Source organism: Streptomyces sp. NPDC001868, assembly GCF_040297125.1.
Classification (GTDB): Bacteria; Actinomycetota; Actinomycetes; order Streptomycetales; family Streptomycetaceae; genus Streptomyces.
The window spans coordinates 85,937-109,275 of sequence record NZ_JBEOYO010000030.1; the positions used below are offsets into that span (position 1 = coordinate 85,937).

A 23,339-nucleotide genomic window follows, 5' to 3' on the forward strand; every position below is an offset into this window, starting at 1 on the left:
AAGGCATGCGGCAGAGTGGCAGAACCGCACTGGTGACCGGCGGGGCACGGGGAATCGGCCTGGAGATCGGCCGGCAGCTCGCGGACCGGGGACTGCGGGTCCTGGTCGGGGCGCGAGAAGCGGCGGCGGCCGAGAAGGCGTGCCGCGCCATCGGCCCGGCGGCACTGCCGCTGGTCCTGGACGTGACCTCCGCGAAGAGCGTCACCGAAGCGGTCCGGGGGGCACGGGAGCGGACCGGCGGGATCGATGTCCTGGTGAACAACGCGGGAGTGTCCCTGGACGGGGAGCTGCGGCCCCCGTACGTCGACGAGGACATCCTGCGCGCGACCCTGGACACGAACTTCACCGGCGCCTGGCGGGTGGCGCAGGCCGTGGTCCCGGGCATGGCGGCAGCCGGCTACGGCCGGGTCGTGAACGTCACCAGCTCGTACGGCTCGCTGGCGCTGATGGACTCCGGCCGGCACCCCGCCTACCGCGTCTCCAAGACGGCGCTCAACGCGCTGACCCGGATGCTCGCGGCCGAGCTGGCCGACACGGGTGTCCTGGTCAACGCCGCCGACCCCGGCTGGACCCGCAGCGGCATGGGCGGCCCGTCCGCCCCGCGCGGTCCTGAGGAGGGCGCGGACACCCCGGTCTGGCTGGCGACCCTTCCCGAGGGCGACGCGACGACGGGCGGGCTGTTCGCCGACCGCGAGCCCCTGCCCTGGTGAACCGCCTCAGGTCCGGGACGTGGCCGGCTTCGCCGACTGCGTCTGCTTCGGCGGTGCCTCCTCGGCGGCGACGATGCGCAGGGCCAGCGCCCTGACGGCCTCAAGGACGGACCGGGAGGGCAGCTGGGACAGCGGTCCCCCCTCCGCCCGCAGCGCGGTGACGAGCATGGTCGTACTGATCAGGGTGCGGACCGCGAGCGCCTGTGCCGCGTGCCGGGCCTTCGCCGCGCGGGGGCTGCGGGTGGTGCCCTCGGGCAGGTAGTCGTAGCCGCGCTGGATGTGCCGCTGCTCGAACTCGTCCCGCAGGAGCTTGACGCTGCCGTTGGCCGAGGCGACCTGGACCTGGTAGAGCCGCGCCTCGTCCGGATTGCGCTCCACCCAGTCCCATACGGCGTCGATGACCCGGACCAGGCCCTCCGCGTCGCCGGGCTCGGACTCGGGACGTGCCGCCTCCACGACCGCGTTCAGCTGGTCGAAGACCCGGCGCATGGCGAGTTCGAGCACTTCCTCCTTGCCGTCGAAGTGGTAGTAGACGGCCGTGGGCACCACCTGGGCCTCGTCCGCGATGTCCTGGATGCTGGTCTCCGCGAACCCGTTGCGGCCGAACACCCGCACGGCGGCGGTGATGATGTGCTGCCGCCGGGAGGGCCGGTGGGCGGGCTGTTTGCCGTTCTTCGTGGTGGCCATCATGCTCCCTGCCGACTGCCGTGAACCCGCCGTCCGTGGGCCCTGCGTACTCAGCAGTCTATCCAGTAACTCCAACCCTCCGTGGGCATAATTCCTGGTGCGTATGGGGCTCCGGGGCCTTCGGGTCCCGGCATACTTGACATCATGACGACCTCCCGGACCCGCGCCGCTCACCGTCCGTCGCGCAAGCAGTGGGTGATCGAGGCAGCCACCGAGTTGTTCGCGACCCAGCCGCCGGACGAGGTGACGGTGGCCGACATCGCCGCTCGCGCGGAGATGACGTCGGCGGCGGTGTACTACCACTTCTCCTCCAAGGACCAGGTCCTGTCGGAGGCCATGCGGGCGTTCGCCACCGCGCTGCGCGAGGAGATGCGGGCGGTCACGGAGGCCCACGAGCCCGGCTCGGGCATCGAAGATGCCATCACCACACTGCTGGCCTGGATGGGCGAGTACCGGTCCGCCGCCACCGTGTACTTCGTGTCGTCGGCCGGCATGAGCCAGGAGGCCGAGACCCTGCGGCAGGAGAGCCGTACGGAGTTGCTGGAGGAGCTGGTGCGGCTGATCCGCAAGGCCCGGGTGTCGGTCTCCGACGCCGAGGCGGCGGTGACCGGCCTGGGCCTGTTGGCGCTGCTGGAGACCGCGGCGATCTCGCAGGTGCGGGGCGACGACGTCTACCGGTCGCTGGGGCACCGCTCCTTCGTCCGCGAGGTCGGCGCTCTCGCGGAGCGGATCGCCGACCCGGCCACCTGAGCGTTGTAGGTCTCGGATCACACCAGGAGACGGAGGGGCTTGCTCAGCAACTCGCCGACCGTGCGCAGATATTCGGCGGCGGGTGCCCCGTCGACGGCACGGTGGTCGAAGGTGAGGCTCAGGGTGAGCACCCGCGTGCGCAGCGGCCGGTCGTCCACCCACTCGACGCCGTCCCTGAGCCTGCCCACCCCGAGGATCGCGACATTGCCGGGGTTGATCACGGGCGTGAAGAAGTCGACGCCGTATCCGCCGAGCGAGGTGACGGTGAAGGTGGCCCCCTCCAGCTGGGTGGGCGAGATCCGCCCTTCCCGCGCGGCCTGGGCCAAGGCCCTCGAACGGCGGGCGATCTCGGGCAGCGGCAGCGCCACCGCGTCCTCGATCACGGGGACCATGAGGCCGCCCGGAACGGCGACTGCGAAGCCCAGGTGGATGCCGTCGAGCAGATGGACGGCGTCCTCCCGCACGGTCGCGTTGAGCAGTGGGTGCTCGCGCAGGGCCAGGGCGGCGGCCTTCAGCAGGAAGTCGTTGAGGCTGGGCACCGGCAGGTCGCTGTCGGCCCACTCCTCCTTGAGGCGGTCCCGCAGGGACACCACGGCGTCCATCCGCACCTCGTAGCCGTGCGTCAGCTGGGCCATCTCCTGGAGGCTGGCGTGCATCCTGCGGGCGATGGTGCCGCGCATCCCGGTGAGCGGGAGGACGTCGCCGGGCTGCGGGACCGTGTTACGGCGGACGGGCGCCGGGGTGACGGCGTCCAGGTCGGACCGGCGGATCCGGCCGCCCGGCCCGGTGCCGTTCACCGTGGAGAGGTCGATGTCCCGTTCCTTCGCCAGCTTGCGGACCAGCGGCGAGGAGGGGGTGGCGCCCTGCGGGACCGGCGCGACGAGGTCGCCGGGGAGGGCCGCGAGGAACTCCTCCACGTCCTCGGAGACGATCCGGCCACGCGGCCCCGTGCCGCGTACGGCGGTGAGGTCGACGTCGGCGACCGCGGCGACCCGCCGGGCGTTCGGCGAGGACAGCAGCCGGCCACCGGCGCCATTGACGGAGGGCGCCGCACCGGCACCGCCGATGCCGGGGGCCGCCCCGGTGCCGGTGACGGTCGGCGGGACGCCCGGACCCGCACCGGCCCCTGGCCCGGCGGGCGTCGGCGCACCCGCCGCCTCCGGTGGCTGCTCCCCCTCGGCCAGCAGCCAGCCGATGAGGGCCCCGGCCGGGACAGTGGCTCCCGCCGGGACCACCGGGTGGAACAGCCCCCCGGCCTCCGCCTCGACGTCAACGTCGACCTTGTCGGTGGCCAGCCGCAGCAGCGCGTCGCCCTCCGCGACGGCGGCGCCGGTGGGCACCAGCCATTCGTCGATCGTGCCTTCCTGCATGGTCAGGCCGATCTTCGGCAGCAGAACCTCGACCGCCACGTCGGTCACGACCTTTCGAGCAGGCGCCGGCAGCCCTGGGCGATACGGGCGCGATCGGGTATGTACGCCTTCTCCAGGACCGGGGAGAAGGGCACCGGGGAGAAGGGGGCGCCGATGCGCAGGACCGGCGCGTCCAGGTAGTCGAAGACGGTGTCCTGGATCTGGGCGGCGATCTCCGCGCCGAGCCCGCCGAAGGTGACGGCCTCGTGCACCACGAGCACCCGGTTGGTGCGGCGGACGGAGGCGAACATCGTCTCGGTGTCGAGGGGCTGCACGGTACGGGGGTCGATGACCTCGATCTCCACGCCCTCGGCGGCGAGTTCGTCGGCCGCCGCGAGGGCCTCCCCCACCATGCGGCCGAGGGCGATCACGGTGACGTCGGAGCCCTGCCGCGCGGTGTGCGCCTGGCCCAGCGGGATGCCGTAGATATCCTCGGGCACCTCGGCGGTGCTGCCGAGCAGGACCTTGTTGAGCATGACGACGACCGGGTTGTCGTCCCGGATGGCCGAGACGGTCAGGCCCTTGGCGGTGTACGCGTCGCTGGGCATGACCACCTTGAGGCCGGGCACGTGGCACAGCCAGGCCTCCAGGCTCTGGCTGTGCTGGGCCGCGGCGCCGAGGCCCGCGCCGGAGGCGGTGGTGATGGTGAGCGGCACGGACAGCGCGCCGCCGAACATGTACTTCATCTTGGCCGCCTGGTTGACGATCTGGTCGAGGCAGACGCCGATGAAGTCCATGAACATCAGGTCGACGACGGGGCGCAGGCCCCGGGCGGCGGCCCCCACGCCGAGGCCGACCAGGGCGGCTTCGGAGATCGGGGTGTCGATCATGCGGCGGGGGCCGAACTCGTCGAGCAGGTTGTCGAACATACGGAACACGCCGCCGTATCCGGCCACGTCCTCGCCCGCGACGAAGACGTTCTCGTCCTCACGCATGGCCTGCGCGAGACCCTCGTTGAAGGCCTTGACGTAGGACAGCTTGCGGGCGGCGACGACCGGGGCGCCGGCCGGTGCTCCGGTGGTGGTGGTCATGGCAGTCATGGCGGTCATCCCGAGTAGACGTTGAGCAGCAGGTCGGCGGGGTCGGGCAGCGGGCTCGCCTCGGCGTACGCGATGGCCTCGGCGATCTCGTCGCGGGTGCGCTGCCATACATCGTCCAGCTCGGCACGGGTCGCGGTGCCGTCGGCGACCGCGCGGGCCTCGATGAGGTCGATGGGGTCGCGGGACTTCCACTCGGCGACCTCCTCGTCCGAGCGGTAGGGGTGCCGCAGGCCCTTGACGCCCTGGTGGTCGAAGAAGCGGTAGGTCTTGGCCTCGATCATCATCGGGCCCCCGCCGGCCCGGGCCCGTTCGACGGCTTCGGTGGCGGCGCGGTGGACGGCGACCGCGTCCATGCCGTCGACGATCACGCTGGGCATGCCGTAGGCGGCGGCCCGGTCGGCGACATCGGTGAGCAGCATGTGTCCGGACTGCGGGGTGAACTCCGCGTAGCCGTTGTTCTCGCAGACGAAGACGACGGGCAGGCCGAGGATCGCGGCCATGTTGGCGCCCTCGTGGAAGGCGCCGATGTTGGTGGCGCCGTCGCCGAAGAAGGTCACGGCGACGCTGTCCTCGCCCTTGTAGCGGGCGGCGAAGGCGGCGCCCACGGCGATCGGGACACCGGCCCCGACGATGCCGTTGGCGCCGAGCATGCCGCGGGTGAGGTCGTTGATGTGCATGCTTCCGCCGCGGCCGAGGCAGGCGCCGGTGACCCTGCCGTACAGCTCGGCGTACATCTCGCGCAGGCCGACGCCCTTGGCGACGGCGTGCCCGTGGCCGCGGTGGGTGGAGGTGATCTGGTCGTCGTCGCGCAGGGCCGCCATCACTCCGGCGGCCACGGCTTCCTGGCCGACATAGAGGTGCAGGAAGCCCGGCAGTTTGCCGGCCTCCATCAGCTTTCCCGCCTCGGTCTCGAACAGCCGGATGCGCACCATGCGTTCGTGCAGGTCCTTGATGATCTGCGGGCTGACCTGCGGGGATTTCTTCGACGCTGTCGACGCTCGTTGAGCCATCGTCCGCCCCTTCGTCCGAGGGAGGTTGCCAAGCAATCGGACTTACTTGTGCCGGTCTACAGTAACCAGCATGGGGCACCTTACTGAACAGTGTCTCTAATTACTATGCCCGGGTTCCGGGCAGCCGCCTCGCGCGTCCACCAACTCCACGGTGTTGCCCTCCGGATCCGCCCAGAAGCTGATCCGCCGGCCGTGCGCCCGGATGACGACCGGGTCCGACAGGGGCCGGGCGCCCGCGGCCGGCAGCGCGGCCACCACCGGGTCCATGTCGTCGAAGTGGAAGGTGAGATACGACAGCCCCGGACGCCCGACCGACCAGGGCGCCGCGAACGCCGACACCGGCGCCGACCGGGGACGGATCAACTTGACGCACCCTCCGGAGGGGACCCGCAGCCAGGCGACCGTCAGCTCGCCGCCGAGCCCGGCCGGGCCCCCGATGGACTCCGGAACGCGTGAGCGGTGCTCGGCGCGACAGCCGAACGCGTCGAGGTAGAAGCGCTCCATCAGCTCCAGGTCCCGCACCACCACACCCACCTCGAACGGCAGGGTCATGACCATCGCACCCACCCCCAGGGAACACCGAGCGGCCACTTCGACACTTTCTATTGACAGAGCACACTAAGTCCTGTTGTCGTTTCGGACACAACCCAGCCGTCGCGTTCCGAAGCCGGTCACCGGCTCGCGGCTGGGAGGATTGTGAGGACATCGTGGTCCAGACCAGTTCGCCGGAGATTCGGGAAGCGGGAGCCGAGCGCGGGTCGCCGGCCTCGGCCCCCGCAGCGCCGTCGGCCCCATCGGCCCCGTCGACTCCCGAGTACGCGTCGTGGATCAGCCAGGACCGGTCCACCGACGCCGCCTCCGTGACGATGCGGCGCGAGGCCGCCGAGCTCGTCGAGCGGGTGATGGCGCACTATCGCGACAACACGACGCACGAGGCGGACGGCCAGTGGACGGAGGCCGTGGCCAACTACCTCGACGCCGACCGCTGGCAGCGCGAGACGGACGCCGTCCACCGCAGCGTCCCGCTGCCGCTCGCCATGTCCTGCGAGCTGCCCGGGCCGAACACCTACAAGGCGATCGACGTGCTCGGCATCCCGGTGCTGATCACCCGTGACCGGCAGGGCGCCGTGCACGCGATGATCAACGCCTGCCGGCACCGGGGAGCCAAGCTCCTCGAACCCGGCTGCGGGGTGTCGAAGCGGCTCACCTGCCCGTACCACTCCTGGTCGTACGACCTGGCAGGGGAACTGCGGGGCGTGTACGCCGAGAAGACCTTCGGCGAGGTCCCGCGCGAGGGCCGCAGCCTCGTCCGGCTGCCGGCCGGGGAGCGCGCGGGCATCGTCTTCGTCTCGCTGGACCCGGCGGCCGAACCCGACCTGGACGCCTGGCTGGGCGACCTCCAGCCCCTGCTGGAGGGCCTGCGGCTCGCGGAGTGCCACCACTACTCGACCGGCGAGCTGACCAGTCCCAACTGGAAGGTCACCCTCGACGGGTATCTGGAGACGTACCACTTCGCCTCGCTGCACCCGAAGACGGTGTTCGAGACGAACCTCTCGAACATGATGGCCCACGACACCTGGGGCCCCCACCAGCGCATCGCACCGGCCCTGCGCCCCATCGCACAGGCGGTCGAGCTGCCGCCGGACCAGCGCGACCCCGGGGACTGTGTGGGGCCCATCTACTGGCTCTTCCCGGGTCTCGCGATCGCCGGAGGCTGGCGGCAGAAGATCGCCGTCTCCCTGGTGCTCCCCCGGACGGCGACCGAGTCGGTGACCCAGCAGATCATCCTGCTGCGGGAACCGGCCGTCACCGAGGAGGAACGCCACGCCGCCGACCGGTTCGGCGAGTGGTTCCACGAGGTGGTCCGCGACGAGGACTACGCGACCACCTACGGAGTCCAGCAGGGTCTGAAGGCCCTGGAGGGGACCGATTTCGTCTTCGGACGCAACGAGCCCGGGCTCCAGCACTTCCACCGCACCATTCACCAGCACCTGGACAGGGGCGCCACAGCAGCCCCCAGAGCCACCAGGTGAGCAACCAACAAGACTCGCGGGAGAACACCATGGTGGCTACGGGCAGCCTCGACGGACGTGTCGCGGTGATCACGGGCAGCACGCGCAGCATCGGCCGCGCCATCGCCGAGGCCTTCCTGGCCGACGGCGCGACGGTCGTCGTCAGCGGCCGTTCGGAGATCAAGGGCAAGCAGGCCCTGGAGGAGATGGGCGCCGGGGACCGGGCCGTCTTCCACCCCTGCGACGCCAATAGCCAGGAGGACATCGAGGGCCTCGCCGACTTCGCCGCCGAGCGCTTCGGCAGGCTCGACATCTGGGTCAACAATGTCGGCGGCAGCTCCGGCTTCGCCCCGATCCACCTGCTCAGCGACGAGGCGTGGCACGACGCCCTCAACCTGAACGTCAACGGCTACTTCTACGGCACCCGCCGGGCGCTGCCGAAGATGCTGGCGGGCGGCTGGGGCCGCATCATCAACATCTCGTCGGTGGAGGGCAAGCAGGCCAACAAGCCCGCGATCAGCCACTACATCACCAACAAGCACGCCATCCACGGCCTGACCAAGGCGACCGCCTTCGAGTACGGCACCCAGGGCATCACCTGCAACGCCATCTGTCCCGGCGCCGTCGACACCGACCTGATGCGGGCGGCGGGTCCGGCCGCGGCGGAGGCCGAGGGCATCTCGTACGAGGAGTGGCTGGGCCGGTTCGCCGAGCACGCCGCCACGAAGAAGATCACCACGGTGGAGCAGGTCGCGGCGGTCGCCTCGCTGCTCGCGAGTGAGGCGGGGGCGGGTATCACCGGCACGCTGATCAGCGTCGACGGCGGTACGGCGCAGTGGTAGGCGCGGGACGGGCAGGGGCGGGCGCGGTTACGGGTACGGACAGCGGGAGATCTCGGTCATGAAGAGCTGGATCACGGACTGGCAGCGCAGTGAGCGGCTGCCGCACTACACCCGGGCCAACGCGGGCGAGACCCTGCCGGACCCCGCCAGCCCGCTGGGCTGGACCCTGGTCTGGGGGCGCGGCCTGCGGGGCTGGCGGAACGGCTTCGTCGGCTTCGGCATCTACCGCGAGGAGGAAGTGGCCGGCCCCCGGCCGCCGTTCGTCGGCATGTTCGGCGGCCACTTCTATCTCAACCTGTCCCACATGCGGCTGTTCGGCATCCGTATGGGCCAGACCGCGGACCAGATCGACGCGGCCTTCGTCGGCCAGCGCTCCGACACACCCGTGTACGTGGCCCACCCGGACGACCAGGACGAGGAGCTGACCGGCAAGGCGGGCGCGACACTTCAGCGGATGCTCGGCCAGGCCGGCTTCCCGGAGGCCGACGCCGACCGGGAACGGCTGCGCGCCCTGCGCCGCTCGCGCCCCGACCTCACCCAGCTGTCCGACGCCGAACTGGTGGCGCACGCACGGTCGTTGCTCGACGAGGTGGAGACGACCTTCCAGCGGCACGTCGAGTCGTCGCTGCCCGCGTCCGTCGGACCGGCGATCCTCGGCCCGCTGTGCGCGAGCGTGGACCGCCCCGGCGCCATGCTCGACCTGATCGGCGGTCTCGGTGACGTCGACTCCGCCTCCCCCTCGACCGGGCTGTGGACACTGTCCCGCCAGGTGGCGGCCTCGGCCGAGCTGAGCGCGCTGTTCGACCGGGGTACGGCGGCGGTGGAGCAGGCGCTCGACACCGCGACGGGGGATGTGAAGGCGTTCCGGGACTCCTTCGAGGAGTTCCTCGCGGAGTCCGGCGACCGCGGCCCCAACGAGTGGGACATCCACGCGCTGTCCTGGGAGGCGGCGCCCGTCCAGGCACTGGCCCTGGTCGACCGGATCCGGCACAGCCCCGACGACGACTCCCCGGCCGCCCGTCGCGAGCGGCTGACCGAGGGGCGTGAGCGGACGGCGCGGGAGATCCGGGCCGCGCTGCCCGAGGAGACGCGGCCCATGCTCGACGCCGGTCTGCACGCCTCCCAGGTGTGGATCCCGGCCCGCGAGCGCACCAAGGCGAACTGCGTCACCGTCGTCAACGAGATCCGTATGGCCGTGCGGGAGCTCGGCCGGCGGGGTGTCGAGGCGGGGCTCTTCGCCCGGCCCGAGGACGTGATGATGCTGCTGGACACCGAGCTCGACGACTATGTGGCCGCCCCGGAGCCCTTCGGGCCCGTGATCGCACGGCGGCTGGAGGAGTACGCGGGGCTGCACGAGCTGGAGCCGCCGTTCTTCGTCGCCGACGACGCGCAGACCGAGGTCGACAGCTGGCCGCGACGCGCCGAGGAGCGGACCCCGGCGGCCGTCGAGGGCGATGTGCTCCGCGGTGTGGGCGGCAGCCACGGCACCTACACGGGCACCGTGCGGGTGGTCACCGACCCGGCCTCCTGCGAGGCGCTGGAGCCCGGCGAGGTGCTGGTCGCGCCGATCACGGACGCGGCCTGGACCCCGCTGTTCCTGGTCGCCGGTGCGGCCGTCGTGGACGTGGGCGCGCTCAACAGCCACGCCGTGGTGGTCTGCCGTGAGCTGGGCATCCCGGCCGTGATCTCCGTCGAGAGCGGCACACGGCGGCTGCGGGACGGCATGGTGATCACGGTCGACGGTGACAAGGGCACGGTCACCGTGGACAGCGTGCCGGCGGCAGCCGCCATCTGAAGCACCGCGGGCCCGTCGGCTCTCCCTGCCCGCTCGACGGGCCCGCGGGCACGACCACGAAAGGACCACCGTGGCAGAGGAAGTCATCGTCGCCGGCTGGATGGACTACGCACCCGGCGACCGCGACACGATGCTGGAGCACCTCGTCGAGCTGGGCCACCGTACCCGCGCGGAGGAACCCGGCTGCCTGGACTACGCGATGACCGCCGATCCCACCGACGAGCGGCGCATCCGGGTGTACGAGCGCTGGGCCTCCCAGCAGGCCCTCGACGAGCACTTCGCCACCCCGCACATCAAGGACTTCCGGACCGCGGTGGCCGAACTGACCCGGGTGGGTGTCTCGTTGGACGCGTTCGGCGTCACCGCCGCACGGCCCATGCGCTGAGTCCGCCGACGGCGGCCCCCTGGAGAAGCCGATGCCGGCCGGTTCCTTCATCCGCCGCGCTTCCAGGAGGGGGGCCTCCCGGGTGAATGGTCCACCGACGGGCCCAACGGGAAAGCCCATTGACCGAACAGCCCGACATACTGTGCGAATGCCTGCACAAAAGACAATTCCTCACTTGATTCACCAGACGTGGAAGGACTCCGATCTCCCGCCGCAATGGCAGAAGTGGTCCGAGTCCTGGCGGCTGCACCACCCCGGCTGGGGGTACCGGTTGTGGACCGACGCGGACAACCGCGCATTCCTCCAGGAGCACCATCCCTGGTTCCTGCCGGTTTACGACGGCTACCCCGAAGCGATCATGCGGGCCGACGCGATCCGCTATTTCCTGCTCGACCATTTCGGCGGGCTCTACGTGGATCTGGACTTCGAGTGCCTGAGCCCGGTCGATGGAATCCTTGACGGGCGGGAACTCGTCCTCGGCTGCGAGCCCGAGGCGCACACACGGCTGCTGCTCGCCCGCCGGCGCGGCTTCGACCGCATCGTCGGCAACGCGTTCATCGCGTCACGGCCGGGCCACCCCTTCTGGGCCCATGTGCACCGGCAACTGATCGGCGCCCACAAGCAGTCCAACACGCTCGACGCGACAGGCCCGTTCTTCCTCACCCGAGCGATCGACAGCTCCCCGGAGCCGGACTCGATCACGGTTCTCGCCCCGGAGGTCCTGTACCCCGAAGTGAGCCCGTACGCGACAGAGCTGTTCGGCCCGCAGGAAGCGGACTACGACCGTGCGAACGCCGTGCACCACTGGTCGGGCAGCTGGGCGTGCGACACCCCGGCCACGCCGCGGCTCTCCCCGGTCACACGGTTCCCGTTCTGGGCCAGCCAGGAACTGCAACCGGTCGCCGACGGCCTGCTCAACGTGGAGGCACAGCGCCGCCGCTGGGCCTCGGGCGCGCCCGCGCCGACGGTGTCATGCCTGATGGTGACCAAGGACCGGTCGGCGACGGCACAACGTGCGATCACGTGCTTCCGCGCCCAGACCTACGCGAACCTTGAACTGGTCGTGGTGGAGGACGGCACTGATGACGCCCTCGAGCAGCACATCCGTGATCTGGACGACCCGCGGATCCGCCATCACCGGCTCCCCTCGGAGGGCCGGACGCTGGGGGAACTGCGCAACGAGGCGGTGGACCGGGCCACCGGCCCCTACGTATGCCAGTGGGACGACGACGACCTGTACGACCCGGAGCGGGTCGAGACGCAGATGGCGGCGATTCTCGCGCTCGGCGCCGAGGCCTGCTTCCTTGCCCGTGAGCGGTTGTGGTGGCCCGCCCGCCGCCGGCTCGCGATCTCTTGTGCGCGGGTCTGGGAAGGGTCGATGGTGTGCGCGAAGGACCGGCTTCCGCGCTACCCGGCGCTGCGTCGGGGCGAGGACACCCCGGTGGCGGAAGAGGTGGTCCGGAGCTGCCGGGTCGTTTCGGTCGACGCGCCCGAGCTGTACACCTACGTGTGCCATGGGAACAACACGTTCGACGAGTCGCATTTCGCGGAGCACTTCGAGGTGGCGACCCAGATCTGGGCCGAACCCGACGCCTACGCCGAGCGGTTGCTGGCCATGGCGACCCGGCTGCCGCTCGAACCGGGGGACATCGCCCACGCCGAGACCGGTGCCGAAGCCGCCCGAACCCCCGAGCGGAAACCGCAGGCGGCCCCCGAGCCCGCCCCGGCGCCGGCCGAGGAGCGGCCCTCGGTGCTGGTGCTCACCCCGCTCAAGGACGCGGCCGCGTTCCTGCCCGTCTACCTGGACCGCCTTCGCGCCCTGGACTATCCGCGGGGGGCGATCTCGCTGGGCCTGCTGGAGGGTGACAGCGGGGACACGACGCCCGAACTCCTCCGGCAGGTCCTGCCGGACCTCGAGGCGGAGTTCCGGCGGGTGACGCTCGTACGCCGCGATTTCGGCCTCCAGTTGGCCGGTCCCCGTTGGGAGCCCGGCATCCAGCGCCGGCGTCGGTCGGTGCTGGCCAAGGTGCGCAACCATCTTCTCTCCCGGGCGCTGATCGACGAGGAGTGGGTGCTGTGGCTCGACGTCGACGTCACGGACTACCCGACGGACCTCGTCCAACGCCTGCTCGGCGCGCGCAAGGACATCGTCGTCCCGCACTGCGCCACCGCACCCGGTGGGCCCACGTACGACCTCAACACCTTTGCGCTCAGGCCCGGATCCGGCGCGCTCAACTGGACTCAGTGGCTTCGCGACGGCATCCTTCAGCCCCCCAAGGGCTTCGGCCGGATGTACCTCGACGAGCTGCGCGGGCAGGGACTCGTCCGCGTCGACTCGGTCGGCGGCACCGTGTTGCTGGTGCGCGCCGACCTGCACCGCGACGGCCTCGCCTTCCCGTCCTTCCCCTACCGGCAACTCATCGAGACCGAGGGGCTGGCCGCGATGGCCCAGGACATGGGCACCGCCTGCTGGGCGCTGCCGGATCTGGAAGTGGTGCATCCGCACCATGCCGTACCGGAACGGGCGCGCACCGAAGCCGTGTCCCTTTCCTGACCGGCGGAGGGGGGCCGGGCGGGCGTCGATTCAGCCACCTCACTCACGGTGAGTGTTCGCTTTGACACATTAAGTGAGCAATTTTACGGTGGTTCCACTGCCCTCGCCGTGGAGGTTCCGGCGCTTCGGGGCAGGTCCCCATCCCCTGCAGAAAGGCACCACCGTGAAAGCCCGTGTCATCACCTCGCTGGCCCTCCCCGCGGCACTGGCCACCGCCGGTCTGCTCAGCACCGCGGAGGCGGCCTACGCCGCCATCGGTCCGGACACGCTGACAGCGTCCGCGAAGTACGGATACCAAGGGCAGTCCATAGACGGCGAGGCCGGCGTCACCCCCGTGTCCGGGCCCCCCTGCACGCCGATCGGCAACGTCACCATCACCGACTACGGGCACTGCTGCACGCCGGTGGGCAACGTCACGATCACCGACTACGGGTACTGCTGCACGCCGATCGGCAACGTCACCATCACCGACTACGGCCTGTGCCTGGACCAGCACGAGCACGTAGGCGACCACCACGAGCACGGGCGCGACCACCACTACAGGGATCAGCACCAGTACAGCTAGCGCTTGATCCAGCGGTCTGCTCGGGCGTGGCCCTCGAAGAGGGCCGGGGGGGCGCCCCGCGCCCAGCACACCACAGCCGACCACCCGTCGCAGCCCGCGTCCTCCCGGCTCCCGTCACTCCGTCTTCCCGTTCCGAAGCGAAAGACCGCGTATGCCGCCGCACAGCCCCCGCAGTTCCGACCCCGTGGTCTCGGTGGTCATCCCCTGCCATGACTACGCCCGCTATCTGCCCGAGGCCCATTCCAGCGTGCTCGCCCAGACCTTTCAGGACTGGGAGCTCGTCATCGTGGACGACGGCAGCACCGACAACACCGTCGAGGTGGTCAAGTCCCTGATCGACCGCCATCCCGACCGGCGCGTCAGGCTGCTCCAGCAGGCCAACGCCGGCGTCTCCGCCGCGCGCAACACCGGGATCGCGGCGGCCACGGGCCGCTACGTCCTTCCGCTGGACGCCGACGACGTGATCGCTCCCACGATGCTGGAGAAGACCGTCGCGGTCCTGGACGCCGACCCCGGCATCGCCATCGCCTCGACCGATGTGTTCACCTTCACCGACGACGATCTCCCCCCGCAGGCGATGCCCCTCCCCGCCTACAGCAGGGAGCTGATGCTCCAGCGACTGATCATGTTCTACTGCTCGCTGTACCGACGTGAGGTGTGGCAGACCGTGGGCGGGTACGACGAGACCATGCGGGCCGGAGAGGACTGGGACTTCTGGATCGGCTGCGTCGAGCACGGCTTCGACGCCCACCACATCCATGAGCCGCTGTTCGGGGCGCGCAACAAGGACACCGGACTGCATCTGGAAGCCGCCGAGAACGACCTGGCCATCCGGGCGCGGATCGTCGCCAAGCATCCGAGCCTGTTCAAGCCGGTCACCCGGGGCTGGGCGCGGGCCGTGCTCAGCCAGGACGCGGAAGCCTGCCTGCGGGACGAGCAGGTGCCCGACGACATCCTCACCCGGGCTGCCGAGATGGACCAGTTCCTGACCGCCGTCATGGCCCTGCAGCGCACCGCGCGGGTGCAGTACTACCACATCAAGCGGCTGGAGAAGGCACTGGCCGCTCGCGACGGTGCCGCCGATCCGCCCGTTCCGGAGAAGGCTCCCCTCCCGGAGAAGGACGCCGCCCGGGGGAAGGCTCCCGCCCCGGCAACGGTTTCCGCCGTCTGACGCGGTGGCCGGCTCATCCGGTGGCCGACGTACGGCCGTACGGGTCCGGTGCCAGCCGGACCAGCATCTTGCCGGTGTTGCCACCGGCCAGCAGGGACAGCAGCGCCCCCGCCGCGTTGTCCAGGCCGTCCACGACCGTCTCGCGGGCGGTGATCCGGCCCTCGGCGAGCCAGCCCGCGACCCGTCGCTCGAACTCCGGCCGCAGGTCGTCGTGGTCGCGGACGATGAAGCCGCGCAGCGTCAGCCGCTTGAGGACCGCCTGGATCAGCTGGTTGATGTCGGCGGACCGTCCGTCGCCGCCGAACTGCGACATCATGCCGCACAGGGCTACCCGCCCACCGGTGCGCAACGCGTGCAGGGCGGCGGCCAGTTGCTCACCGCCGACATTGTCGAAGTAGACGTCGACACCGTCGGGTGCCAGCCGGGCCAGCGCCTCGCGGACCGGCTCGGCACGGTAGTCGGCGGCGGCGTCGTAGCCGAACTCCTTCACCAGCAGGGCGCATTTGTCCGGCCCTCCGGCGGTCCCGATGACACGCTCCGCGCCCAGCAGACGCGCGAACTGGCCGGCGGCTGTGCCGACGGCCCCGGCCGCGGCCGAGACGAGGACGGTGTCGCCGGGGCGGAGTCCGGCGACGCGGGTCAGGCCGACGTACGCCGTGAAGCCGGTCTGGCCGAGCAGCCCCAGCCAGGTGGGCAGCGGGGCGAGCCCTGGGTCGATGCGCTCCGCGCCGTCGGTGTCCGCCGCGTCCAGCACGGCCCGCTCCCGCCAGCCGAGCTGGTGTCGTACGAAGGCGCCGGCCGGCACCGCAGGGCAGCGGCTCTCCTCCACCACGCCGAGAGCCCGGCCGTCGAGCGGCGAGCCGGGAGTGAAGTTGTGCGTGTAGTGCTTCTCGGTGCTCTCCAGGCGCCCCCGCATGGACGGGTCGACGCTCATGTAGAGGTTGCGGACGAGCAGGTGCCCCTCACCCACGGGTGGCAGCGGGCGCTCCTCGACGGCGAAGTCGTCGGGCACCGGTTCCCCTGCGGGCCGGCGCACCAGACAGACCACGCGCGTGGTTCGGGGTGTCACCGGGTCACTCCCCCGGCTGCAGGGTGCCGCGCCGCCGGGCGAGCCGCCCCACCCAGCCGGCCATCTGCAGATCGGCGTGGCGCAGTTCGCCCGACTGCCAGCGGGCCTGGAAGTCGAAGACGCCCCGCGCGCCGGTCTTCGGGTCGGTCACCTCGACCAGGCCGTCCTCGGTGAGCCGGTACACATGCCCGGTCAGCGGGTGGATCACTTGCTTGGGCATGGGGGCCTCACTCCTGCACTCGGCGGCGTACGCCGCGCTTGGTCACGGTGACCGGGCCCTCGACCCGGAGCCGGCAGGCGAGCCGGGTCAGGCCGTCCACCGGCCTGCGCAGGGACTCGATGCCCTCGCGCTCCAGCGGGCCCACCGGGGAACAGTTCTCGGCGCCCTCGTCGACCTGGACGAAGCAGGTACGGCAGGTGCCCTGTCCGCCGCAGAGCGTGGGCCAGCGGTAGCCGAGCCGCTCGGCGGCGGTGAACAGGTCCTCGCCGTCGAGTACTTCGAGCTCGACGCCGGAGGGTCTGACCGCCACCCGGTGGCTCACTTGTCCATCCACTGGTCGAGCGTCCGGTTGAAGTGGCGGATGCGGCTCTCCTGGTAGTTGGCGAGGGTGATGCCCGGCTTGCGCATCGCCTTCAGGCCCTGCTGGACGTAGGGCAGGTTCTCGCAGTCCTGGTCGAAGACGGGTCCGAGCACGCCCAGTTCGGGGATGTCGGCGAAGAGTGTGTCCTCCGGTATCCAGCGGATCTTCGCCGGGGGCGGTGTCTCGCCGGGCTGCTTCGGGGACGACATGAAGATGATCTCGGCGGTGCAGGAGTCGGGGTCAAGGCCGTGGGGCCGGAACCGGTAGATGATGTTCGACTTGGCGCCGCCCCAGGGGTTGAAGTTGGGGAACAGCAAGTAGTTGATGGCGTCGAGGAGTTCGGTGTCGGGGGTCTTCGAGAAGTCCTGCTGCGAGGTGGCCGCCAGCTGGGCACGCATCCGTTCGGCGAGGACCTGGCGGGCGGTGCCGCCGGGCGGGATCGCCGGCAGTTCGTCACCCTCCCGCATCACCAGGTCACGGCCCTGCGCGGCGGCGTAGAAGGACCGTGAGTCGTAGAAGGTCTCCAGGACGTCCTCCTCCGTGACGGAGTCCGCCACGTGCGGGCTGGGCGCGCCCTGGATGTTGATCATCCGGTTCCAGTTCGGCTGGTCCGCCATGACGTCGTACTGCGAGTTGGCGTCGGCGAGCCACGGCAGCATCTGCGGGTGGGTGGCGATCACATGGAAGGACTCGATGAACGCGTCCTGCGCGACCTTCCAGTTGCAGGGCAGCACCTTGCCGATGTGCAGCGATTTGTAGCGGTTCTCCAGCGGCCAGATGTAGTACTCGTCGAAGGTGCCGCGGTAGCTGTCGAAGGACTCGGCGTACGGGTCCATGTTGATGAAGACGAAGCCGCGCCAGGTGGCCACCCGCGCCTCGGGGAGGGCGAACTTCTCGGGGGTGACGTGCGGGAAGTCCCAGGCGCAGGGCGGGGTCCGCATGGTGCCGTCGAGGTTCCAGGCGAAGCCGTGGAACGAGCAGCGGAACTCGCCGACGTTGCCGCCGCTCGTGCGCAGTTTGCGGCCGCGGTGCAGACAGACGTTGACGTAGGCGCGGATCTCGTCGGGGGCCGTGCGGACGACGATGAGGGAGTCGTCGCCGATCTCGTAGACCTCGTGGTCGCCGACCTCGGGAATCTCGCTCTCCAGGCAGGCGAACTGCCAGACGCGCCGCCAGACCTGCCGCATCTCGCGCTCGGCCCACTCGCGGGAGGTGAAGCGGGCGGTGTCGATGTCCTCGCTGCCGAGGGGGTCGTTGCGCTCGAACCGCAGGGCGGGGGGAACGGGGCGGCTGTCCTGGTCGAGGTAGTCCTGGACGCTGGGCCCGGGGCACCGCGCAGTGGCCGGCTCCGACGTTTCGTCCATCATCTCTCCTCCGGCAGAAACTTTAGAGTGAGTGTAGTTACGGGTGGCGGTATGGAGCAACACTCACGTCGGCGAACGACCCCGACGGCTTCGTCTCTCACCACCCCATTCACCCATGGGCCTGGAATTCCCTGCGGCGGACCTCTCCCCAAGACCGCCGGGGCATGTCACACTCCGACCCACTTGAGGCTGTAGTTCCTCAAAAGTTTCTCCGTTCCCGGACGGTCTCTGCCGTCCGGCCCCCGCCCCATGGCGTCCGCGCCCCGGGGCGACACAGAACCGATCCGCCTGACCGGAGCCCGACCGCCGCGGACGCGGAAGCGACGCGGGGCGCGGCAGCCCAGGCGACTCACCACGGGAGTACTCAACGATGAGTTCCAGACCCCGTCGCGCGGTCCGCCGCGCCCTCACCGCGACCGTCCCCGTCGCCTCCCTGCTCGCCCTGGCGGCGTGCGGCACCGGCGCCACTCCGGCCGCCGACTCCACACAGGCGGCGGCGCCCGGCTCCCCCGGCCTGACGGCGGCCCGCGAGGCCCTGGCGAAGTACTCCGAGCGCCCGGCCTCGATCTCCGTCACCGAGCCCGTCGGCAAGAAGATCCCCAAGGGCAAGAAGATCGACTTCATCCTCTGCGGTGTCCAGTCCTGCAAGGACCTCGCCGACTTCTTCACCGAGGCCGCCGAGGAACTCGGCTGGAAGGTGAAGCAGATCGCCACCCAGGGCACCCCGGAGACCGTCCAGGCCGCCTACGAACAGGCCCTGCGCGACAAGCCGGACGCCGTCATCGCCTCCGGTTTCCCGCGTGCCGTCTACGCCAAGCAGCTGGCGCGGCTGAAGGCGGCCGACATCCCCGTCATCCAGTCGAACGCCGACGACGTGCTGGGCGACGGCGTCTCCCTGCTGAAGAACGGGCCGGACGACGTCGGCATCCAGGGCGAGATGCTCGCCTCATGGGTGGTGTCGAACAGCGGCGCCGAGGCGAACACCGTCTACTTCGACCTTCCGGCCTACACCATCCTCAAGCCGGTCAAGGACACCTTCGCGGCCAAGTACCAGGAGTGGTGCGACGGTTGTGCGCTGGACAACGTGGACGTGCCGATCACCGCCGTGGGCAAGGACATGCCGGACCGTGTGGTGTCGTACCTCCGGTCGCACCCGAAGGTGACCCATGTCGTCTTCTCCCTGGGCCTGCTCAACGTGGGTGTGCCGGCCGCGCTGAAGACCGCCGGTGTCACCGGCAAGCACATCGTCGTCAACGTCGGCGACGCGCAGAACTACCAGTACATCCAGAGCGGTCTCACCGACGGCGCGATGGCGCTCAACTCCCATGAGACGGCCTGGCTCCAGGCCGACGCGCTGGCCCGGTACTTCACCGGTCAGCCCATGGACGTGGACCAGCGGGCGGAGCTGCCCAACATGCTCGTCACCAAGGACAACCTGCCCTCGGCCGACGGTGACTTCCCGATCGTCGAGGACTACCAGGCGCAGTTCAAGGCGCTGTGGGGACTGAGTTGACCGGGCCGGTGCTGCGGGTGGCCGCCCTGTCGAAGAGATTCGGCGGCACCCAGGCCCTGAAGGACGTCGATCTGGAGGTCTCGCCCGGCGAGATCCACGCCCTGATCGGGCCCAACGGCTCCGGCAAGTCCACCCTGATCAAGATCCTGGCCGGCTACCACCACGCGGAGCCGGGCGCGGTGGCCGAACTCGACGGCGAACCCTTCGACCTCGGTCAGGTCACGTCCTCCCGGCACGACCGGCTCCGCTTCGTCCACCAGGAGCTGGGTCTGGTGGGCGAGTTGAGCGCCATCGACAACCTCGCGCTCAGCCATGGCTTCGCCCGGACGGCCTTCGGCAACATCCGCTGGCCGGAGATGGAGCGGCGGACGAGCGCCCTCGTCGAACGGTTCGGCCTCGGCATCGACGTACGCAGGCCCCTGGCGACGGCGCCCCCCGTCCAGCGCACGGTGGTGGCCATCGCCGCCGCGCTCCAGGGCTGGGAGGGCCGCCGCGGTGTCCTGGTCCTCGACGAGCCGACCGCCGTGCTGCCGCCCGGTGAGGTGGCCCGCCTCTTCGACATCGTGCGGGAGGTCCGCGACGCGGGCGCGGGCGTGCTGTACGTCTCGCACCGGATGGACGAGATCTTCGCGCTCGCCGACCGGGTCACCGTGATCCGCGGCGGACGCCGGATCGCCACCCGGCGGGTCGCCGAACTCACCCCGCGTGCGCTGGCGGAGCTGATGGCGGGCGAGGAGACGGAGACCGACCACCGTCCCGCACTCCCCTCCGGTGGCGCCGACCCCGTGCTGGAGGTCCGCGACCTGTGGGCCGGGCCACTGCGCGGGATCGGCTTCGACCTGGCCAGGGGCGAACGCCTGGGCATCACGGGCCTGGTCGGCTCCGGCCACGAGATCGTCCCGTACGCGGTGTGCGGGGCCCATGCCGGGCGGGTGAGCGGCAGGCTGCGGCTGCCGGAGCGCTCCGAGCGGTGGACCCGGGCCCGGGACGCCGACCGCCTGGGCCTTCCCCTGGTCCCGGCGGACCGGGCGGGCGAGGGAGTGATCGGCGACTTCTCGGTCGGCGAGAACCTCACCCTGTCGCTCCTGGACCGGCTGCGCGCCCGCTCCGGACGGCTGAGCCGGCGCCGCGAGTCCGCCCTGGCGGAGGACTGGATCCGCCGGGTCGGCGTGCGTACGGCCGGACGCGCCGCCCGGATCACCACGCTGAGCGGCGGCAACCAGCAGAAGGTCGTCATGGCCCGCTGTCTGGCCCGGCGCCCGCCGGTCCTGACGCTGTGCGAACCCACGGCGGGGGTGGACATCGCCACGCGCCTCCAGCTGTACGACCTGATAGAGCGGCAGGCCGCCGAGGGCATGGGCGTTCTCGTGTCCTCCTCCGACACACAGGACCTGCTGTCGCTGTGCACCCGTGTCCTGGTGGTGCGGGACGGCCGGATCGCACGGGAGATCAGCGGCCAGGACATCACCGAGCCCGCGCTCGTGCACGCCATGGAAGGAACCGAGTGACATGAGTCCTGGAAGGAACCGAGTGACATGACGTCCATCCCGACGCGGGCGGCGGAGCTCCCGCCGTCCGCACCGGAGAGATCCGCGGTGTCCGTACCGGGGACACCGGTCCGACGCGCGGTGTCCGCCCTGTCCTTCCGGAACATCGGCGCCGTCTACGTGTGGCTGGTCATCGCCGTGCTCTTCTCCGTCTGGGCACCGGAGACGTTCCCGACCACCACCACGGTCAAGCAGATCCTGAACGGCAACGCCGTGGCCGGGCTGGTGGCGCTCAGCGTCGTCCCCCCGCTGGCCGCCCGTGTCTTCGACCTCTCGGTCGCCTACACCATGTCGCTGACCAGCGTGCTGACCGCCTACTTCCTGGTCTCCACCGGCCTCGGGCCCGCCGCCGCGATCGCCCTGGCCATGACCGCCGCACTGCTGGTCGGAGTCGTCAACGGCATCGTCGTGGTGGTGCTGCGCGTCGACTCCTTCATCGCCACCCTGGCGACCGGTGCGCTCATCCAGTCGCTGATCACCATGGTCACCAACGACAGCTCCATCACCGGCCTGCCCCTGCTCGCCGAGCCGTTCGCGAGCATCGCCCAGCTGGACGCCGGCGGCATCACACTGCCGGTGCTGTATCTGCTGCTCGCCGCCGTGACCATCTGGTTCCTGCTGGAACACACCGCGACCGGGCGCCGGTTGTACGCGACCGGCTTCAACGCCGACGCCGCACGGTTGCAAGGGGTGCGCACCGACCGGCTGCGCTTTCTGACGCTGGTGTCCTCCGCGCTGCTCTCCGGTTTCGCGGGCATCGTCTTCGCGTCCTCCGTCGGATCGGGATCACCGACCGCCGGCACCCCGTATCTGCTGTCGGCCTACGCCGCGGCCTTCGTCGGGGCGACCCAGCTGCGCGCCGGACGCTTCAACGCCTGGGGCACGGTCCTCGCGGTCCTGCTGCTCGGCACCGGCGTCACCGGCCTCGGGCTCGCCACCAGTGCCCCGTGGGCCGCGAGCCTGTTCACCGGCTCGGTCCTCATCGTCGCGCTGGTCCTGACGGGTGGCCGGATCGTCCTGCCCGCTGTCCTGCGCCGCCGCAGGGGGAACCCCTCGGATGCCGGCCCCGAGGCTCCCGCGGAGGGCACGGCCCCGCCTGCTCCCAGCAAGGAGAAGTGAGAATGAAGGCTCTGCAGTACCTGAAGGTGGGGCAAGCCCCCGAGGTCGTCGACATCCCCGTGCCGGAACCCGGCCCGGGCCAGGTGCTGTTGAAGGTGACGGCGGCGGGCCTGTGCCACTCCGACCTGGCGGTCATGGGCTGGCCCGAGGAGCAGTTCCCGTACCAGCTGCCCATGACGCTCGGCCACGAGGGGGTCGGCACCGTCGCGGCCCTGGGCAGCGGAGTCAAGGGGCCGGCGGAGGGCGAGGCGGTGGCGGTGTACGGCCCGTGGGGCTGCGGTCGCTGCCACAAGTGCGCCGTGGGAAAGGAGAACTGCTGCCCGCACGCCGCCCGGCTCGGCATCCTGCCGCCCGGACTCGGCTCCCCCGGCGCCCTGGCCGAGTACATGCTGGTGAAGTCGCCCCGCCATCTGGTTCCCCTCGACGGGCTCGACCCGGTGCAGGCGGCACCGCTCACCGACGCCGGGCTGACCCCGTATCACGCCCTCGTGAAGTCCCTGCCCAAGCTGGTCCCGGGCAGCACCGCGGTCGTGATCGGCGTCGGTGGGCTCGGCCATCTCGCCGTCCAGCTGCTGCGCGCGCTGACGCCGGCCCGGGTGATCGCCCTCGACCTCGGCACGGAGAAGCTGGAGCTGGCGAGGGCCGTCGGCGCCCATGAGGCGCTGCTCTCCGACGACTCGGCGGCCGGGCGGATCCGGGAACTCACCGGTGGGACGGGGGCGGAGGTGGTGCTGGACTTCGTCGGGGCCCAGGCGACGCTGGCGGTCGCCGCGGCGGCGGTGGCCGTCGAGGGGGATGTGACCGTCGTGGGCATCGGTGGGGGCACGCTCGCGGTGGGCTTCGGTGGGGGGTTGCCGTTCGAGGTGTCCGCCACGTTTCCCTACTGGGGGAGCCGTGCGGAGCTGATGGAGGTCGTCGAGCTGGCGCGGCAGGGGCTTGTCTCCTCCCATGTCGAGACGTTCTCTCTGGAGGAGGCGCCGGTGGCCTATGAGCGGCTGCATGCGGGGGACATCAACGGCCGGGCGGTGGTGCTGCCGCACGGCTGAGCGGGGTGGGCAACCCCGGTGCCTTTCTCGCCCCCGCCGCCCCTACCCGTCCCATCCCCAGGGGCTGCGCGCCCCTTCGACCCCCCGTCAAAGACTCGGGGCTCCGCCCCGGACCCCGTTCGCGCAGTTCCCCGCGCCCCCCAAAAGAGGGGGGGGGGCCGGGGGGGGCA

At 71.0% G+C, this 23,339-nt stretch carries 22 protein-coding genes; 13 read left to right on the forward strand and 9 right to left on the reverse strand.

Features of this window, described 5'->3' with window-relative positions; genetic code table 11:
- Window positions 1–5: 5 nt before the first annotated feature.
- Window positions 6–710: an SDR family NAD(P)-dependent oxidoreductase gene (locus ABT147_RS29685; RefSeq protein ID WP_351411691.1), complete on the forward strand. Its 705-nt coding sequence runs from the start codon at window positions 6–8 to the stop codon at window positions 708–710.
- 6 nt (window positions 711–716) lie between these two features.
- Here ABT147_RS29685 and ABT147_RS29690 read toward each other — a convergent pair whose 3' ends face one another.
- Entirely contained in the window at window positions 717–1,400 is a 684-nt protein-coding gene (locus ABT147_RS29690; RefSeq protein WP_351411693.1) for a TetR/AcrR family transcriptional regulator, read from the reverse strand.
- Between the two features lie 141 nt (window positions 1,401–1,541).
- Between ABT147_RS29690 and ABT147_RS29695 the strand changes: the two genes are divergently transcribed.
- Window positions 1,542–2,147, forward strand: a complete 606-nt coding sequence (locus ABT147_RS29695; RefSeq protein WP_351411695.1) for a TetR/AcrR family transcriptional regulator — start codon at window positions 1,542–1,544, stop codon at window positions 2,145–2,147.
- Window positions 2,148–2,164: 17 nt separating this feature from the next.
- Here ABT147_RS29695 and ABT147_RS29700 read toward each other — a convergent pair whose 3' ends face one another.
- From ABT147_RS29700 to ABT147_RS29715, 4 genes are all read right to left on the reverse strand, one after another.
- Window positions 2,165–3,565, reverse strand: coding sequence for a dihydrolipoamide acetyltransferase family protein (locus ABT147_RS29700; protein WP_351411698.1), 1,401 nt, complete (start codon window positions 3,563–3,565; stop codon window positions 2,165–2,167).
- The gene (locus tag ABT147_RS29705; RefSeq protein ID WP_351411700.1) at window positions 3,562–4,587 is read right to left on the reverse strand and encodes an alpha-ketoacid dehydrogenase subunit beta; all 1,026 of its coding nucleotides are present in this window, start codon (window positions 4,585–4,587) and stop codon (window positions 3,562–3,564) included. The genes ABT147_RS29700 and ABT147_RS29705 overlap by 4 nt, the downstream gene beginning before the upstream one ends.
- A gap of 14 nt (window positions 4,588–4,601) precedes the next feature.
- Window positions 4,602–5,606, reverse strand: coding sequence for a thiamine pyrophosphate-dependent dehydrogenase E1 component subunit alpha (locus ABT147_RS29710; protein WP_351411702.1), 1,005 nt, complete (start codon window positions 5,604–5,606; stop codon window positions 4,602–4,604).
- 96 nt (window positions 5,607–5,702) lie between these two features.
- The gene (locus ABT147_RS29715; RefSeq protein WP_351411705.1) at window positions 5,703–6,158 is read right to left on the reverse strand and encodes a VOC family protein; all 456 of its coding nucleotides are present in this window, start codon (window positions 6,156–6,158) and stop codon (window positions 5,703–5,705) included.
- A gap of 155 nt (window positions 6,159–6,313) precedes the next feature.
- Here ABT147_RS29715 and ABT147_RS29720 point away from each other — a divergent pair, with 155 nt between their 5' ends.
- The 7 genes from ABT147_RS29720 to ABT147_RS29750 all read left to right on the forward strand — a co-directional run bounded on the left by ABT147_RS29720 (window position 6,314) and on the right by ABT147_RS29750 (window position 14,930).
- Window positions 6,314–7,639: an aromatic ring-hydroxylating oxygenase subunit alpha gene (locus tag ABT147_RS29720; RefSeq protein ID WP_351411707.1), complete on the forward strand. Its 1,326-nt coding sequence runs from the start codon at window positions 6,314–6,316 to the stop codon at window positions 7,637–7,639.
- On the forward strand, window positions 7,636–8,460 hold the full coding sequence (locus tag ABT147_RS29725; protein WP_351411709.1) for an SDR family NAD(P)-dependent oxidoreductase: 825 nt from the start codon (window positions 7,636–7,638) through the stop codon (window positions 8,458–8,460). The genes ABT147_RS29720 and ABT147_RS29725 overlap by 4 nt, the downstream gene beginning before the upstream one ends.
- Before the next feature lie 58 nt (window positions 8,461–8,518).
- Window positions 8,519–10,255, forward strand: coding sequence for a PEP-utilizing enzyme (locus ABT147_RS29730; RefSeq protein WP_351411710.1), 1,737 nt, complete (start codon window positions 8,519–8,521; stop codon window positions 10,253–10,255).
- A 70-nt stretch (window positions 10,256–10,325) separates the two neighbouring features.
- Window positions 10,326–10,640 (forward strand): putative quinol monooxygenase, encoded by a 315-nt coding sequence (locus ABT147_RS29735; protein ID WP_351411712.1) that lies wholly within the window; start codon window positions 10,326–10,328, stop codon window positions 10,638–10,640.
- A 175-nt stretch (window positions 10,641–10,815) separates the two neighbouring features.
- Window positions 10,816–13,194 carry a glycosyltransferase gene (locus ABT147_RS29740; RefSeq protein WP_351411713.1) on the forward strand — a complete coding sequence of 793 codons (2,379 nt, stop codon included), beginning with the start codon at window positions 10,816–10,818 and terminating at the stop codon, window positions 13,192–13,194.
- 163 nt (window positions 13,195–13,357) lie between these two features.
- Window positions 13,358–13,759 (forward strand): hypothetical protein, encoded by a 402-nt coding sequence (locus ABT147_RS29745; RefSeq protein ID WP_351411715.1) that lies wholly within the window; start codon window positions 13,358–13,360, stop codon window positions 13,757–13,759.
- A gap of 151 nt (window positions 13,760–13,910) precedes the next feature.
- Window positions 13,911–14,930, forward strand: coding sequence for a glycosyltransferase family 2 protein (locus ABT147_RS29750; RefSeq protein ID WP_351411718.1), 1,020 nt, complete (start codon window positions 13,911–13,913; stop codon window positions 14,928–14,930).
- Window positions 14,931–14,943: 13 nt separating this feature from the next.
- Here ABT147_RS29750 and ABT147_RS29755 read toward each other — a convergent pair whose 3' ends face one another.
- From ABT147_RS29755 to ABT147_RS29770, 4 genes are read right to left on the reverse strand one after another with little or no spacing between them, the layout of a single operon-like run.
- Window positions 14,944–15,999 (reverse strand): NADP-dependent oxidoreductase, encoded by a 1,056-nt coding sequence (locus tag ABT147_RS29755; RefSeq protein WP_351411720.1) that lies wholly within the window; start codon window positions 15,997–15,999, stop codon window positions 14,944–14,946.
- A 4-nt stretch (window positions 16,000–16,003) separates the two neighbouring features.
- A complete protein-coding gene (locus tag ABT147_RS29760; RefSeq protein WP_351411723.1) occupies window positions 16,004–16,219 on the reverse strand; it encodes a transposase in 216 nt (71 codons plus the stop codon).
- 7 nt (window positions 16,220–16,226) lie between these two features.
- The gene (locus ABT147_RS29765; protein WP_351411725.1) at window positions 16,227–16,529 is read right to left on the reverse strand and encodes a 2Fe-2S iron-sulfur cluster-binding protein; all 303 of its coding nucleotides are present in this window, start codon (window positions 16,527–16,529) and stop codon (window positions 16,227–16,229) included.
- Between the two features lie 8 nt (window positions 16,530–16,537).
- On the reverse strand, window positions 16,538–17,947 hold the full coding sequence (locus ABT147_RS29770) for an aromatic ring-hydroxylating oxygenase subunit alpha (RefSeq protein WP_351411727.1): 1,410 nt from the start codon (window positions 17,945–17,947) through the stop codon (window positions 16,538–16,540).
- A 367-nt stretch (window positions 17,948–18,314) separates the two neighbouring features.
- Here ABT147_RS29770 and ABT147_RS29775 point away from each other — a divergent pair, with 367 nt between their 5' ends.
- The 4 genes from ABT147_RS29775 to ABT147_RS29790 are packed head-to-tail and all read left to right on the forward strand — an operon-like array spanning window position 18,315 to window position 23,169.
- Entirely contained in the window at window positions 18,315–19,457 is a 1,143-nt protein-coding gene (locus tag ABT147_RS29775; protein ID WP_351411730.1) for a sugar ABC transporter substrate-binding protein, read from the forward strand.
- The gene (locus tag ABT147_RS29780; protein WP_351411732.1) at window positions 19,442–20,965 is read left to right on the forward strand and encodes a sugar ABC transporter ATP-binding protein; all 1,524 of its coding nucleotides are present in this window, start codon (window positions 19,442–19,444) and stop codon (window positions 20,963–20,965) included. Before ABT147_RS29775 ends, ABT147_RS29780 begins: the two co-directional genes overlap by 16 nt.
- A gap of 27 nt (window positions 20,966–20,992) precedes the next feature.
- Window positions 20,993–22,123: an ABC transporter permease gene (locus ABT147_RS29785; RefSeq protein ID WP_351411735.1), complete on the forward strand. Its 1,131-nt coding sequence runs from the start codon at window positions 20,993–20,995 to the stop codon at window positions 22,121–22,123.
- A gap of 2 nt (window positions 22,124–22,125) precedes the next feature.
- Window positions 22,126–23,169, forward strand: coding sequence for an NAD(P)-dependent alcohol dehydrogenase (locus tag ABT147_RS29790; protein WP_351411737.1), 1,044 nt, complete (start codon window positions 22,126–22,128; stop codon window positions 23,167–23,169).
- Window positions 23,170–23,339 lie beyond the last annotated feature (170 nt).

Coding starts and splice junctions, on each gene's coding strand:
- ABT147_RS29685 (WP_351411691.1), top strand. CDS start 6: ATGCGGCAGAGTGGCAGAACCGCACTGGTGACCGGCGGGGCACGGGGA.
- ABT147_RS29690 (WP_351411693.1), bottom strand. CDS start 1,400: ATGATGGCCACCACGAAGAACGGCAAACAGCCCGCCCACCGGCCCTCC.
- ABT147_RS29695 (WP_351411695.1), top strand. CDS start 1,542: ATGACGACCTCCCGGACCCGCGCCGCTCACCGTCCGTCGCGCAAGCAG.
- ABT147_RS29705 (WP_351411700.1), bottom strand. CDS start 4,587: ATGACCACCACCACCGGAGCACCGGCCGGCGCCCCGGTCGTCGCCGCC.
- ABT147_RS29710 (WP_351411702.1), bottom strand. CDS start 5,606: ATGGCTCAACGAGCGTCGACAGCGTCGAAGAAATCCCCGCAGGTCAGC.
- ABT147_RS29715 (WP_351411705.1), bottom strand. CDS start 6,158: ATGACCCTGCCGTTCGAGGTGGGTGTGGTGGTGCGGGACCTGGAGCTG.
- ABT147_RS29730 (WP_351411710.1), top strand. CDS start 8,519: ATGAAGAGCTGGATCACGGACTGGCAGCGCAGTGAGCGGCTGCCGCAC.
- ABT147_RS29750 (WP_351411718.1), top strand. CDS start 13,911: ATGCCGCCGCACAGCCCCCGCAGTTCCGACCCCGTGGTCTCGGTGGTC.
- ABT147_RS29760 (WP_351411723.1), bottom strand. CDS start 16,219: ATGCCCAAGCAAGTGATCCACCCGCTGACCGGGCATGTGTACCGGCTC.
- ABT147_RS29770 (WP_351411727.1), bottom strand. CDS start 17,947: ATGATGGACGAAACGTCGGAGCCGGCCACTGCGCGGTGCCCCGGGCCC.
- ABT147_RS29775 (WP_351411730.1), top strand. CDS start 18,315: ATGAGTTCCAGACCCCGTCGCGCGGTCCGCCGCGCCCTCACCGCGACC.
- ABT147_RS29785 (WP_351411735.1), top strand. CDS start 20,993: ATGACGTCCATCCCGACGCGGGCGGCGGAGCTCCCGCCGTCCGCACCG.
- ABT147_RS29790 (WP_351411737.1), top strand. CDS start 22,126: ATGAAGGCTCTGCAGTACCTGAAGGTGGGGCAAGCCCCCGAGGTCGTC.